This window comes from Halopelagius longus, assembly GCF_900100875.1.
Classification (GTDB): Archaea; Halobacteriota; Halobacteria; order Halobacteriales; family Haloferacaceae; genus Halopelagius; species Halopelagius longus.
Map to the genome: position 1 here is coordinate 113843 of NZ_FNKQ01000002.1, position 14249 is coordinate 128091.

The following is a 14249-nucleotide window of genomic DNA, read 5'->3' on the forward strand; positions in this document are numbered from 1 at the left end:
CATGAGCGTCATCGAACTCGAAGACGTCGTCAAGCGCTACCAGAGCGGAATGGAGGTCATCGAGGCGCTCGAGGGCGTTGACTTCAGCGCCGACCGCGGTGAGATGGTCACTGTCATCGGTCCTTCGGGTTCCGGCAAGAGTACGATGCTCAACATGATCGGATTACTCGACACGCCGACGGAAGGCCGCGTTCGACTCGACGGACGCGAGGTGACGGAGTTCACCGAGGACGAACTCACCGAAGAGCGTCGGACGGGCATCGGGTTCGTCTTCCAGGACTTCCACCTGCTTCCGATGCTCACGGCCACCGAGAACGTCGAACTCCCCTCCATGTGGGACACGTCGGTCGATCGCCACGACCGCGCGGTCGACCTCCTCGAACGGGTCGGCCTCGGTGACCGCCTCGACCACACGCCCGACCAGTTGTCGGGCGGCCAACAACAGCGCGTCGCGGTAGCGCGGTCGCTCATCAACAAACCCGACATCCTGCTCGCAGACGAACCGACGGGCAATCTCGATCAGGACACCGGTCAGACGATTCTCGAGGAACTGACCCGGTTAAAAGAGGACGAGGACGTCGCCATCGTCTCGGTGACGCACGACGACCAGATGCTCGAATACACCGACAGCACCGTCAGAATCGTCGACGGAGTGATACAGGAGGTGACCCGGACGTGAGCGTCTCGGACTGGCTGTGGCGGTATCCGAGTGCGCTGATGGCCTGGCGCAACCTCGGTCGAAACAAGACGCGAACGGCGCTCGCCGCACTCGGTATCGTCATCGGGGTGATATCGATAGCGTCGCTCGGGATGGCGGGCGCAGCGCTACAACAGCAAGCGACCTCGAACCTCGGTTCCATCGGGGGTGACGTGACGATTTCGGCGGGTGCGGACAGCGATACCGACGGTGTGACCCAAGACCAAGTCGAAACGCTTCGGAACATCGTCGGCGACGCGCCGGTCGTTCCCCAAAAGACGAACTCGACCACGCTCTCGGCGAGAAACGGGGAAGAAGCGAGGGTGAGCGTCACGGGGGTGACACAGGCGGACGCACTGTACAACCTCACGGACGGACAGGCGCCGAACCGTCTCGTGTCGGGAGCGCTCATCAGCAACAGTACCGCGGAGACGCTCGGTCTCGAAATCGGAGATCCTGTAGAGTACGACGGCCAAATCTACCGGATCGAAGGCTTCATCGAGTCGTCGGGGGGCGGATTCGGCGGCGGCGGAGGGTCGCTCGTCTTGCCGATGTCGGCGCTCTCCGAGCAAGAGAACTACGACACGGTGACTATCGCCGCGGGTAGTAGCGACGCAGCGACGAGTATCGCGAACACGGTGGACGACTACTTCAACACCGAAGATAACGAAGAACTGAGCGTCAACACCTTCGGGAGCGTAGAAAGTCTCAACACGTTCCTGAACACGCTCAACTACGCGCTGCTCGGAATCGGCGGGATATCGCTGGTCGTCGCGAGCGTCGCGATTCTCAACGTGATGCTCATGAGCACCGTCGAACGCCGCGGCGAAATCGGCGTGCTTCGAGCCGTCGGAATCCGGCGCGGAGAGGTGCTCCGAATGATCCTGACCGAGGCGGCGTTGATGGGGACGGTCGGCGGTCTCGTCGGGGCGATCGGGTCACTCGGCGTGGGATTGGTCATGTTCCAACTCCTCACGGGCGACGCGATGGCCGTCTTCGACTGGAGCAGTTCGCAGTATCTCCTGTTCGGGTTCGCGTTCGCGGTCGTCGCGAGCGTCCTGAGCGGACTCTACCCCGCCTGGAAGGCGGCGAACGACCGCCCCGTCGACGCCCTTCGAAGCTAACCGACGAACGAACCGCGATCCGAGGTAAGCTCACGTACTCCACCCGCCGTCCGATTCGGCGGGTACTCCCTTAGACGACCTCTCTAGCGGTGATCCGACCGGAAGGATCCGTAGAGGCAACGGTGCCTATTCCATATAGCGAAATAGGATTTACGAGTCCGATATCGGACGCCCGAAATGGTCAGTAAACCGAATAGATGTGCTCCTCGTACGTCTCTCGCACCCTATCGCCCCAGTTGTGGGTGTAGGTGTCGATGATGTCGCCGCCGACGTCGCCGCGGAGGTACTTGACGATGCCTCGGTCGCCGGTTCGATCCCGGAGGTGGGTGGTGAAGAAGTGCCGGAAGTAGTGCGGCGTGACGTTCTCCTCGGCGTCGCCGCCGGCGCGGTGCCACCCGACGTCGCCGGCGTGGCGTTCGACGATGTGGTGGACCATGTCGGGGGTGAGCCTGCGGCCCCAACTCCCGGATGTGCTGACGAACAGGGGGTCCGCGGGCGACTGCACGTCCGGGCGGACGGCCAACCAACGGGCGAGGACGGATTCGAGTTCCCCGTCCACCGGGACGACGGTGGAGCGCTTCCGCTTGTTCGAGGCGGTGCGTTCCTCGCCGTTCGTCACCTCGCCGACGGTCGGTTCAGCGGAGACGTACACCGAGGGCCCGCGGCCGTCCAACTGGGCGCGACTCGATACAGCGCCGAGGGGTGTATCGTCGGCCAGGGACACGTCCCGAAGGTCGAGGTTGCAGAGTTCGCCGACGCGCATCCCCGTCTTCAGTAGCGTGACGAGGACGGCGTGGTCGAGGGGATGGTGGACGCCGCGAAGGAAGCGCCGCATCTCCGCGAGGGATATCTCCCGCCGGGAGGGGTTGGTGTCGATTCGCTCGTCCATCTCCTCCATGACGAGCGTCATCGGGTTGGCGTCGAACGCGCCGACCTGCGTCATGTAGGCGTAGAACCGATGGAGGTAGGATGCGTACGTCGCGACGGTGCTGTCCGCGACGTCCGACCCGCGCAGCGAGTGTATCCACGCCATGCAGTCGCGGTGAGACGCCGCCTCGACGCGCTTTCGGGCGTCCACGGGATTCGCGTCGGGGTCTCGGAGAAACGCCTCGAAACGCCGCAGAACGCGCTCGTACGCCTCCCGGGTTCGGTCGGTCTTCCCGTGGTACGTCATGTCCTGCAGGAAGTACGCGACGGGGTCCTCGACGGACTCGCCGTCGGCCGTCTCAACGGCCATCGTTCGCCTCCTCGACGGCACCGGGAGCGACGGTGTACCCGCCGTGACGGCCGCTGTACTGGACGAGGTTCTCCGCCTGCAACTCCTGTAACGTTTCGTCTAAGCGGTCCTCTATGTCCTCTGTGAGGGTGTCGAGGAGTTCGTCCCACGAGCGGTATTCGGCCACCGAGAGGGCGTCGAGGACGCTCTCCTCGAACCCGTCGGTTCCGCCTTCGTCGGACGAGTCCCCCTCGGACTCCGCCTCGCCGTAGGACCGTTCGGGCACCTCGAAGTCCCGACGGCCCGCCTGCACCATCGTCCGGACGAACTCGCTTTGGCTCATCCCGAGTCTGTCGGCGTGTTCGGCCCACGCCTCCTTCTGGTAGGCGGGGACGTACGTCTGCACCGTCTTTCGCTCCCCGTCTGCACCGTCACTCGACATACCGACTCACCCGCCGTCGGCCTACTTCGGTTTTGCCGTCGGTGCGTCCCGTCGCTTCCGCCGACGTCTCGACTCGCTGTCCGCCCCTCCGGGCGCGGCGTCGTCGGGGGGCGTCTCCCGTCGGCGATGGCCCCGCGGCCACCGACGTTCGACTCGAACGCTCCGAAGCGTTCGGCGGAGTGAAGTGCCGCCGAGTTTCACACCAGTTCGACGCACCGCCGACCGGGTTGCGCGCGTCGCCGTCCTCGTTCATCGGTTGACTGCACATTTCAGCATAACCCTACTTATACTGTTCTATAGGGGTGTCCAAATTTATTTTATCTGTGTTTGTGATGGCATTTCGGTGGTTCCAGCAAGCAGACACACAAATAATAATTCGGCGATTCTGTTGCATTCTGTAGGACGAATTGTCCGCGCTGAGGTGGAAGACCGAAATCCTTCGCCGGCCAACAGGGAGCGTTGGCTCCACTTGTATTCTCTACAAACCACACCGAAAATATCTTCGCTGGAGGACCGTGTTCGCCCCGTCTACCCTCGGGGTAACGGGGGGAAGACCGCCCTCCAGAAACCGGCAATTGTGGCCTTTTCTTTCACTCCGTCCTCGATGGTAGGACTTCAGTTGGATCGGCCGGCACGCGGTTCGTCGGACGGTCCGCCCTCCTCGTTTCGTGGTGTTGTCGCGACGGTTACGCGGCCGACTCGCCTCCCCGTCGGTCAGTCGAAGATTATCGTTTCGTGGGGGGTGGTTAGCCGATTCAATGATTGAAACGGGACATTAAGAAATAGAATAAATTCTCTTCATATTTGTTAGTTTTCAGTACATATGTCTCCCAATCGCGCGAATAACAGGATAAAGTATATATCTCGTTGGAGAGATTCGTCATTTGAATGTCAGAAGATATGGCCGGTTCGGAGACGGAAGACGGGGAGAACCAGACTCGAAAGCAGCAGGCTCGGGGGGACAAATCCGGGCTCAAACGCCGTGACGCACTGAAGATGAGTGCGACTGCGGCCGCCGTCGGGCTGACCGGCGCGGGCGCGATGGCGAGTTCGGCCGCCGCCAGCGCCGAACGATACGGCATCTCGTTCGACCGCGTGGTGAACGCGGTCGACGATTTGGGCCTCGACCCCGACGGAGACGAACCCATCGACTCGGCGATAGACCGAACCACCGAGGAGGGAGATTACCTCATCGAGTTCCCGCCGGGAACGTACTACTGGGAGGACAGCGTCACCGAGAGCGGACTCGACAACTGGGGCATCCGCGGTCTCGGCGACGACCCGACGGACGTGAAGTTCGTCTCGGAGGAGGGGGCGGCGAAGTTCCTCCTGAAGACGAACGGCGGAGACGGCATCCTCGTCGAGAACGTCGCTATCGACTACGGCTCCGACTGGGAGGGGAGCCTCGGGCTGATGCTGAAGGCGGACGACAACCTCCGCGTTCAGGACCTTCACTTCGTCGGCTACAACCCCACGCAGAGCCACGGTACCGTCGACAATCTGAGTCCGCAGATTCTCGACCCCGACGGTAAGGCTGTGGTCGACGGACTGGTACGTACGGGCCCCACCGATATCGCTTCGCACGGCCACATCGGCGGCGACGTCAACGAGGGGTGCGTCTGGCTCGGCGGGAAGCACGTCGGCGAACTCGTCATCCGGAACACCCACATCGAGAACAGCGGGACGAACGCCATCTACGCCCGCAAATCGCCGGGCGACGTGAAGGTAGAGGACAGCCTCTTCGTCAACAACAATCAGACCTCTCTCCGCATCGGCGGGAGGGGCTCCTACGTCAAGGGTTGCCGGTTCGTCGTGGATACGGACAACGCGACGGAGGAGAACAGAGGCGAGTTCATCAATCCTCACGCAATCGTCTGGGAAACCGACAACAGAGGCGAATCGGGTGGGTATATCGTGCACTGCGACTTCATCTACAAGTCCGCCCCCGCGAAGACGACGGCGGCCGTCTGGGTCGACGGCACGGCGGGGAGGATGGCCATCCGCAAGAGTCGGTTCCAGATGGACGCCGACGACGTGGCGGCTATCCGCATCGACGACCCGGAGGACCCGCGTCTCGGCATCACGGCGTCGAAACCGTGGTTCTCCATACTCAATAACGTGAGCATCACCGGGTCCTCCTCGGGGTCGGAACCCGCCGTGTTCATCGATAACCGTAACAACTCGACCATCAGCAACAGCTGTTTCCAACTGACGGGCGACCGCGACGCTATCCGCTTCCGCAACTCGGACGGAAGCGTCATCAAGAACACGACCATCAACGTCGACGGCGAGGCGACCATCTTCGACGACTCGGACGTGTCCACCGAGGATATCTCCCACTCCGGTAGCTGCCCGGTGCCCGAGGACTCGTTCCACATCGGCGACGAGTGACGGCGACGAGTACGCGGTCTCGGTGCGCCGCCGAGACACACCGCTACTCTCTTTCCGCGGGGACGGACCGCCTCCCGGCTCCTTCTCTGTCGTCTCTGCACCCTTCGCGACCATATTCGTAGAGAGCTCTCACCCCCTATTCGACCGTATTTCGTTCGCTGTACGGTACCATCTGACACTGATTCGGGCGTTCGACGCCGGACACATACACTGCATATCGCTATATCGAATTTGGTGGTGAGGCCGTACCGGTTCGGAACGTGAATCTCCGGAAGACAGGTGTCCTCAGGAAGAGACGGTCCGGAACGGGGCGTGTATTCGCTGGTGGAACAGTCACCGGAATGCTATCGGACTTCTGCATCCTCCGAAGTCGAGATGTCACAGAAATATGACGGCCTCGTGGTACCAGAGTGGGACCTTCGCTCGAACCTGCTCTCCTCGGGACATCGCGGTATCGGCCCTCTAGAGAAGAGATATACGCCGGCAGTTCCGGTGGATAACGATGCCGCTCGACCGACGCGAATCGTGGTTCCGGGGTACACCCGCTGGTACGTCCGCGCAACGTCCTGTTCGTTCAACTCACAGCCGTCGTGGGCGTCCTCTCCTCACTCTTCGGCACTCCCGGAACAGTTCTCGGCGGGTTCGTGGGTACGCTCCTCCTCTTTCGACAGATGACGCTGTGCATCCGCCAAGAACTCCGACGGGCGTCAGACTGAACGCGACGAGGGAAATCGGGCCATCGGCGAGTGGATCCGGCTAGGTGAGAGCCGACTACGCCGTATCGGCGAGCTAAAATATGTGGATTCGAACACATTCAGGATATCTATACAAACGTCCATTGTTTGATGTTCTAGGTTACACCTATTTTGCTTTCTGAGAGTTATACGGAAAGGAATATACATGGATAGTCGGATTGTTTCTTTGGAATGCCAGAAAACACGGACTGTGTCGAGAAGGAGAGCGGGGGCAACCGAGGTAAGACGTCTGAGGGGACTGAATCCGGAGTTAGCCGTCGCGACGCGCTGAAGATGAGCGCGACTGCGGCCGCCGTCGGGCTGACCGGTATAAGTGCGATGACAGGTTCGGCCGCCGCCACCGAACGACAGGGAATCTCGTTCGACCGCGTGGTGAACGCGGTCGACGATTTGGGCCTCGACCCCGACGGGGACGAGCCCATCGATTCTGCGATAGAGGAGACCATCGAGGAGGGAGATTACCTCATCGAGTTCCCGCCGGGAACGTACTACTGGGAGGACACCGTCGACGAGAGCGACGTCAACAACTGGGGTATTCGCGGCCTCGGCGACGATCCGACGGACGTTCGGTTCGTCTCGGAGGACGGTGCCGGGAAGTTCCTCCTGAAGACGAACGGCGGGGAGGGTATCCTCGTCGAGAACGTCGCTATCGACTACGGCTTCGACCGGGAGGGAAGCCTCGGACTGATGCTGAAGGCGGACGACGGCCTCCGCGTTCAGGACCTTCACTTCGTCGGCTTCAAACCGACGCAAGGCGAGGGTGCCGTCGAGAATCTGAGCCCGCAGGCGCTCGATTCCGACGGTCAAGCCATCGTCGACGGACTCGTGTGTACCGGTCCCACCGACATCGCCCCGCACGGCCACCTCGACGGCGACGTAAACACCAGTTGCGTCTGGCTCGGCGAACGCCACGTCGGCGAGTTACTCGTTCGGAACTCCCACATCGAGAACGCCGGGACGAACGCCATCTACGCCCGCGAATCGGCGGGCGACGTGAAGATTGAGGACAGCCTCTTCGTCAACAACAACCAGACGGCGCTCCGCATCGGCGGGAGCGGTTCCTACGTCAAGGGTTGCCGGTTCGTCGTCGATACGGACAACGCGACGGAAGAGAACGACGGCGAGTTCATCAACCCCCACGCCGTCACGTGGGAGACGGGCGAAAGAGGCGAGACGGGCGGGTACATCGAGGACTGCGACTTCGTCTACGAGTCCGCCCCCGCGAAGACGGCAGCCGCCGTCTGGATCGATGGCTCGGCGGGCGAGATGGCCATCCGCGACAGCCGATTCCGGATGGACGCCGACGGCGTAGCGGCCATCCGCGCCGACGACCCGCGCGACCCGCGCCTCGGAGACACGGCGTCGAAACCCTGGGGCGTCACCCTCGAGAACGTGAGCATCACCGGGTCGTCGTCCGGGTCCCACCCCGCCGTGTTCGTCAACAACCGTGACGGCTCGGCTATCCGAGACTGCTGTCTCCAACTGACGGGGAACCGCGACGGCATCTACCTCCGCAACTCCGACGACAGCGTCGTCGAGAACACGAACGTCAACGTCGAGGGTGAGGCGACCACCTTCGCCGGGTCGGACGTGTCCACCGAGGACATCTCCCACTCCGACAGTTGCCCGGTGCCGGACGATTCGTTCTCCATCGACGACGAGACTGAGACGGAGACGCCGACGGACGACGAGACTGAGACGGAGACGCCGACGGACGACGAGTCGGAGTCGGAGACGCCGACGGACGACGAGTCGGAGGCGGAGACGCCGACGGACGACGAGTCGGAGTCGGAGACAGAGACGGAGGCATCGACGGAAACGGAGACAGAGACAGAGCCGGAGACACCGACGAAAACGGAGACAGAGACGGACGACGAGTAGCGATTCAGCACGTCGACCGCTCCGTTCGCCGAGGTATCGTCGTCTCTGACTCGGCGGTCGACGGGAATCGCCGCCGCTACTCCTCGACCGGTTCTATCAGGTCCGGCGCGTCGTTGGCGGGGTTGTTCACCCGCGCGGAGACGGGGTACGCGCGCATCTCGTCGCCGGGGTGGGTGTCGAGGAGGGAGGCCGCCTCCTCGCTGTCGCCGTGAAGCCACGTCTCCTCTTCGTCGGGGTCTAAGACGACGGCCATCCGGTCGTGAAGCTCCGCGACCACCTCGTTGGGGTCCGTCGTCACGACGGTGAACGTCTCCAGTACGTCCGGGTCGGCGTCCGCCGCCCCGCCGTCGGCGAAGTCTCCCAGCCCGGTCTGCGTCCGTTCCGGCCGCCACCGCTCCCAGAGGCCGGCCATCGCGAACGGCCGGTCGTCCTCGAATGCGACCCGGTAGGGCCGTTTCTCCCCGTCGGGGGCGGCCCACTCGTAGAAGCCGTCAGCGGGGACGAGACACCGGCGGCGCTCGAACGCTTCCCGGAAACTCGGCTTCTCGTCCACCGTCTCCGCGCGCGCGTTGATGAGACCGTCCTTCGCCGATCGGTCGTCGGCCCACCCGGGAACGAGCCCCCACTTCAGAAATCGCATCTCCTCGGGCGCGTCGTTCGTCACGACGGGGAGTTCCTGCCCGGGCGCGCAGTTGTACCGCGGTTTCAACCGCCGCGCCGGTTCGGCGTCGAAGCGGTCGCGGAGTTCCTCGGCCGGGGTGAACAGACTGTACCTGCCGCACATGGCCGACCGTTGGCGCGACGGACACAAAAACTCGCCCGACGCACCGGACGCGGTTCCCTCCGACTCGTCGGCCCGCACTCGAAGGGTTTAGGCCCGCTGACGACCGCTTGGCGCACGTGCGAATCGAGAACAGTTTCATCCCCGTCCGCGGCGTCGGCGAGCGGACGGAACAGACCTTGTGGACCGACGGAGTGCTCACGTGGGACGACTTCGACCCCGCGGCGGCCCCCGTCGGGACCAAGACCGGCGAGCGAATCGAGTCGTTCATCGCCGACTCCTTAGAGCGACTCGACGACGGCGACGCGCGCTACTTCGGCGACGTGTTTCCCTCCGGCGAGCGGTGGCGACTGTACGAGAACTTCCGCGAGGAGGCCTGTTTCTTCGACATCGAGACGACGGGGCTCGACTCCTCGCGGCACGACGTGACCACCGTCTCCTTCCACCGCGGCGGCGAGACGACGACGCTCGTCCGCGGGGACACGCTCACCGCCGAGGCCCTGCGCGAGCAGTTCCGCGACGCCTCGCTCGTCGTCTCCTTCAACGGAAAGCGCTTCGACGTGCCGTTCCTCGAAGAGTCGTTCGACCTCTCCGTGGACCTGCCGCACGTGGACCTGATGTACCCCTGTCGCAGACTCGACCTGACGGGCGGGCTGAAACAGATAGAGACGGACGTCGGCATCGACCGGGACCGCCCGGACCTCTCGGGCCGCGACGCGGTCAGACTCTGGCGGCAGTACGAACGCGACGGCGACGACGACGCCCTCGACACTTTAGTCTCGTACAACCGCGACGACACGGTCAACCTCAAGCGCCTCATGGACCTCGTCGCCGGCACCCTCCACGAGCAATCGCTCGGCGGAATCGACGGCGCGACGTGCGACCTTCCGGCGCGCGAACTCGTCTAACGTCGCGCCGTCTCGGGTCGCGCCGTCTCGGCGGTGTGGGAAGAAGTGGTCGGATTCGGTCGCGGACGCGGCGGTGCGGTCAGTGCAGGATGTCCTTCACGCGGCGAGGTTCGCCGCTGAGGTTCGGGTTCTTCTCGACGATTTTGAGGACTTCGTGGTCCGTCACGTCCGGGTACGCCTTCTCGGTGGCGTCTTCGATGAGGTCCTTGTCGAGGCGGAACTGGGTGCCCTCGTACTCGACGTCGACCCCTTTGTCGTCGAAGGAAAGGACGGTCATAGGTGACCGTAGCTTACGAGAGAATAAAAACGCACGCCCGGTTCGTCTGACGCGCGTCGTACGGTCGGTTTATTACCCAGCATGTGTTGGTCCGAGTTGTGTCACTCGGTTCGGACCCGCTCGACGCGCTCGAGATACCCGACGGGACGACCGTCGAGGAGCACGATTTGGTGACGGAGAGCGACGTCATCGTCGGCGGACAGAGCACGATCGAGTTCGGCGTCCGCGGGCGGAACGTCGTCGCCGGCGAGCGAGTGCGGTTCGGCGGCGACATCGAGGCGGAGGGCGACTGTCGGTTGGACACGTGGTGCGACGTGGCCGGAAACGTCCTCGTCGGCGAGAACGCCTACCTCGGCGAACGCGTCCACGTCGGCGGCCGCCTGATGGTATCGGGCGATTTGGACATCGGCGACGACGTGGACATAGAGGAGGGGTTCGAGGCCAACGGCTGGATAGTCATCCGAAACCCCGTCCCGACGCTCGTCTTCTACTTCATCGTCCTCTCGCAGTTGCTCCGTCTCGGCGAGAACGACGCCGCGGGCGAACTCGCGGACTCGCTGAAGGGCGAGAGCGAACACCAACCGCTGACGATTCCCCGCGGATCGACCGTCTCGGACGACGCGTGGCGCGCCTCCACCCCCGCCACCGTCGGCGACGGCTGCCGACTCCACGGCAACATCCGCGCGGAGTCCATCGACGTCGGCGAGGACAACAACATCTTCGGCAGTCTGCGCGCCCGCGAGGACATCGTCGTCCGGTCGGGGACGCGCATCCACGGCGACGTGACCACCCGGAACGGGACGGTCACCATCGAGGAGGGCGCGCGCGTCCTCGGCGACGTCTCCTGCGGCGAACTCGAACTCCACGAGGGTGCGCTGGTCGACGGGACGATGCGCGCCCGCGGCGAGATGCGCATCCACAGTTCCGACCCCACGCGCGATATCGAGTGAGTCGCCGCTCTCCGACGCCGTCGCTCCGCCGAGATGAGTCAAACGGTCGTTTGTGTCTACGGTACTCCTTTCTGACGTGTCGCGGTAGTCGGTGGCAGTATGCACACGAGACGAACGCTCGCCGCCGTCGCACTCGCCGCCCTCCTCGTTCTCGCGGGGTGCGGGGGCGCATCGACCGGCGGCGCCGGCGATTCGGGTGAGATTGCCGCCGAGAGACAACAAAGCGCCGGGTCGGTGACGGGGGCGCAAGCGACGGCCTCCGGCGACGACGGCGCAAGCGGCGGTAGCGACGGCGGGTCGGCGTCCGAGGCGGCCCTGCAGGAACGCGCGCTCATAAAGACGGGAACCGTCGTCGTCGAAGTAGACGACTTCGAGTCCTCGCGGGCGAACCTCACAGACTCCGTCGAGGGGTACGGCGGGTTCGTCAGCGAGACGCGGACGCGACGCCGCGGGCCGGAGAACCACACGTACGTCCACGGAACGCTCGTCCTCCGCGTCCCGTCCGAGGAGTACGAATCGCTGCTCTCGGACGCCGAAGCCGAGGGCGACGTCGTCTCCTCGGAGACGAACACCGAGGACGTGACCGACCAGTTGGTCGATTTGGAGGCCCGATTGGAGAACCTCCGGGCGGAACGCGACAGGCTCCGGACGCTGTACGAACGGGCGAACTCGACGGAGGACGTCCTCGCGGTGCAGCGAGAGTTATCGGACGTGCAGGGCGAAATCGAGCGACTGGAGGCGAAGAAGAAGTCGCTCGAACGACGGGTCGCGTACTCGACGCTGACGGTGGAACTGCGCGAACCCGACCCGACGCCGACGTACACTCACGAAGCGTGGTACGACACGCCCGTCGTCTCGGCGTTCCTCCAGTCCGTCGAGGGCGTCCTCGTCGTCGGCCGGGCGATGGTCGTCGGGGCCGCCTACGCGCTTCCGTACCTGTTCGCGTTCGGTGCGCCCGTCGCCGTCCTCGGCGCGGCGGCGTGGCGCTTCCGCCACCGACTTCCGCGCTGACCCCGCGTTCGCTCGCTTCCTCGGCGCTCCGACGCCTCGATTCGCGCCTTCGAGGACCGAAAGGAAATTCGGTCTGTCGGCCTTCCCTCTCGGTATGCTCTCTATCGCGTTAGCCGGCAAGCCCAACGCGGGCAAGTCCACGTTCTACAAGGCGGCCACGCAGGCCGACGTGGACGTTGGCAACTACCCCTTCACGACCATCGACCCGAACCGCGGGGTAACCCACGCCCGCACCCGGTGTCCGTGTCTCGACAGGGACGAACGGTGCGGCAACTGCGAGGACGGCACGCGCTACGTCCCCGTCGAACTCCTCGACGTGGCCGGACTCGTCCCCGGCGCCCACGAGGGGCGGGGACTCGGCAACCAGTTCCTCGACGCCCTCACGAACGCGGACGTCATCCTCAACGTCGTCGACGCCTCCGGCGGGACGAACGAGGAGGGCGAACCCGTCGAGGTGGGGACGTACGACCCCCTCGAAGAGGTCGATTTCGTCGAGGAGGAGTTAGAGCAGTGGCTGACCGGTATCATCGACCGAAACTGGGAGTCCGTCGAGCGGAAGTCCCGGTCGCCGGACTTCGACATCGACGACGCCCTCACGGAGATGCTGACGGGGTTCGGCGCGACGGAGTACGACGTGGCCGCCTCGCTTCGGTCCTTGGAGTACCCGTCGGACCCGATGCAGTGGGAGGACGAAGATAGGGAGCGACTCGCCCGCGACATCCGCGCGCGGACGAAGCCCATCGTCCTCGTGGCGAACAAGGCCGACGTCGCGCCCGAGGAGAACCTCGACCGACTCCGCGAGACGGACAAGCCGGTGGTGCCGACCACCGCCGACGGCGAACTCGCTCTCCGGAAGGCGGCGGAGGCGGGCGTCGTGGAGTACCTCCCCGGCGACGAAGAGTTCGAGATAGTCGGCGATATCTCCGACGCCCAAGCGGAGGGGTTAGAGAAGATACGCGACGTGATGACGGAGTACGACGGCACCGGCGTCCAGCAGTCGATAAACCGCGCCGTCTACGACGTCCTCGACGTGCTGACCGCCTACCCGGTACAGAACGAGACGAAGTGGACCGACGGGACGGGCGAGATGCTCCCGGACGCGTTTCTCCTCCCGCAGGGGTCGACGCCGAAGGACCTCGCGTACGCCGTCCACTCCGACATCGGCGAGGGCTACCTCCACGCCGTCGACGCGCGGTCGAACCGCCGCATCGCCGAGGACTACGAACTCGACGAGGGCGACGTCATCAAAATCGTGAGTACGGCGTCGTAGCGCCGCAACGGCGGGCGATCGTGGTTACTCGCTGAAGTAGGGACCCCGGGCAGGAGGACGGGCGTGTCCATGGCAAGTCCTGCCGAACCCGGGTAGGAGGGACTACGGGTTCAGCCGTTATGAAAGGGTCGACTCCCCGAGAATCTGGACCGTCTGCTCGGCCACGCCGCCGGTCGCCCGGGAGACGGTTCGCTCCTCGGGGTCGAAGGAGACGAGTCCCGCCTCGTCGAGCTTCGGCAGGTGGACGTGGTACAGCTTCACCGCGGCGGTGCGGCGTTCCTCGTCGCCGACGTCCTCGGGGGAGACGTCTTCGCGTTCGGCGACGACTTCGGCGGCCAACGTCTCGACGGATTTCGGACAGTCGTCCTCCTCGAGACAGGAGAAGGTCAGCCGTCGGTTCCGGTCGGACAGGGCCTGAAAGGGGGATTCTTGGTCCATCATAGGGGTGTGGGGGACGTCTGACGACGGGCTTTTCCGCCGTCGTTTTCACCTACGTTTCTCTCCCCGTGAACTCTCGGCCTAACCAGTTAGGTTCGGTCGCAGGCG

The 14249-nt window shown here is 64.4% G+C and carries 13 protein-coding genes; 8 read left to right on the plus strand and 5 right to left on the minus strand.

The genetic code is table 11. The features are described from left to right. Nucleotide 1 precedes the first annotated feature (1 nt). Complete coding sequence (locus BLS11_RS06430) at nucleotides 2-679, plus strand: ABC transporter ATP-binding protein (RefSeq protein WP_092537153.1); 678 nt, start codon at nucleotides 2-4, stop codon at nucleotides 677-679. Further along, a complete protein-coding gene (locus BLS11_RS06435; RefSeq protein WP_092534805.1) occupies nucleotides 676-1821 on the plus strand; it encodes an ABC transporter permease in 1146 nt (381 codons plus the stop codon). Before BLS11_RS06430 ends, BLS11_RS06435 begins: the two co-directional genes overlap by 4 nt. A 181-nt stretch (nucleotides 1822-2002) precedes the next feature. Here BLS11_RS06435 and BLS11_RS06440 read toward each other — a convergent pair whose 3' ends face one another. Beyond that, nucleotides 2003-3058 (minus strand): tyrosine-type recombinase/integrase, encoded by a 1056-nt coding sequence (locus tag BLS11_RS06440; protein WP_092534808.1) that lies wholly within the window; start codon nucleotides 3056-3058, stop codon nucleotides 2003-2005. After that, complete coding sequence (locus BLS11_RS06445) at nucleotides 3048-3479, minus strand: DUF5805 domain-containing protein (RefSeq protein ID WP_092534811.1); 432 nt, start codon at nucleotides 3477-3479, stop codon at nucleotides 3048-3050. The genes BLS11_RS06440 and BLS11_RS06445 overlap by 11 nt, the downstream gene beginning before the upstream one ends. A gap of 888 nt (nucleotides 3480-4367) precedes the next feature. Between BLS11_RS06445 and BLS11_RS06450 the strand changes: the two genes are divergently transcribed. After that, a complete protein-coding gene (locus tag BLS11_RS06450) occupies nucleotides 4368-5870 on the plus strand; it encodes a hypothetical protein (RefSeq protein WP_245698790.1) in 1503 nt (500 codons plus the stop codon). A gap of 926 nt (nucleotides 5871-6796) precedes the next feature. Beyond that, nucleotides 6797-8506, plus strand: a complete 1710-nt coding sequence (locus tag BLS11_RS06455; protein WP_175454397.1) for a right-handed parallel beta-helix repeat-containing protein — start codon at nucleotides 6797-6799, stop codon at nucleotides 8504-8506. Nucleotides 8507-8582: 76 nt separating this feature from the next. On the opposite strand, the gene BLS11_RS06460 is transcribed toward BLS11_RS06455, so the two are convergent. Beyond that, the gene (locus BLS11_RS06460) at nucleotides 8583-9290 is read right to left on the minus strand and encodes an SOS response-associated peptidase (protein ID WP_092534820.1); all 708 of its coding nucleotides are present in this window, start codon (nucleotides 9288-9290) and stop codon (nucleotides 8583-8585) included. Nucleotides 9291-9406: 116 nt separating this feature from the next. On the opposite strand from BLS11_RS06460, the gene BLS11_RS06465 reads away from it, so the two are divergent. Next, nucleotides 9407-10195 (plus strand): ribonuclease H-like domain-containing protein, encoded by a 789-nt coding sequence (locus BLS11_RS06465; RefSeq protein WP_092534822.1) that lies wholly within the window; start codon nucleotides 9407-9409, stop codon nucleotides 10193-10195. A 79-nt stretch (nucleotides 10196-10274) separates the two neighbouring features. Here the strand turns inward: BLS11_RS06465 and BLS11_RS06470 are convergent, their stop codons facing one another. Then, a complete protein-coding gene (locus BLS11_RS06470; RefSeq protein WP_092534825.1) occupies nucleotides 10275-10472 on the minus strand; it encodes a DUF5800 family protein in 198 nt (65 codons plus the stop codon). A 98-nt stretch (nucleotides 10473-10570) separates the two neighbouring features. Here BLS11_RS06470 and BLS11_RS06475 point away from each other — a divergent pair, with 98 nt between their 5' ends. From BLS11_RS06475 to BLS11_RS06485, 3 genes are all read left to right on the plus strand, one after another. Then, entirely contained in the window at nucleotides 10571-11422 is an 852-nt protein-coding gene (locus BLS11_RS06475; protein WP_092534828.1) for a polymer-forming cytoskeletal protein, read from the plus strand. Between the two features lie 99 nt (nucleotides 11423-11521). Next, nucleotides 11522-12433 (plus strand): DUF4349 domain-containing protein, encoded by a 912-nt coding sequence (locus BLS11_RS06480; protein ID WP_092534831.1) that lies wholly within the window; start codon nucleotides 11522-11524, stop codon nucleotides 12431-12433. A gap of 94 nt (nucleotides 12434-12527) precedes the next feature. Next, the gene (locus tag BLS11_RS06485) at nucleotides 12528-13703 is read left to right on the plus strand and encodes a redox-regulated ATPase YchF (RefSeq protein ID WP_092534834.1); all 1176 of its coding nucleotides are present in this window, start codon (nucleotides 12528-12530) and stop codon (nucleotides 13701-13703) included. 117 nt (nucleotides 13704-13820) lie between these two features. Here BLS11_RS06485 and BLS11_RS06490 read toward each other — a convergent pair whose 3' ends face one another. After that, a complete protein-coding gene (locus BLS11_RS06490) occupies nucleotides 13821-14141 on the minus strand; it encodes a DUF7344 domain-containing protein (protein ID WP_092534836.1) in 321 nt (106 codons plus the stop codon). Between the last annotated feature and the right edge of the window lie 108 nt (nucleotides 14142-14249).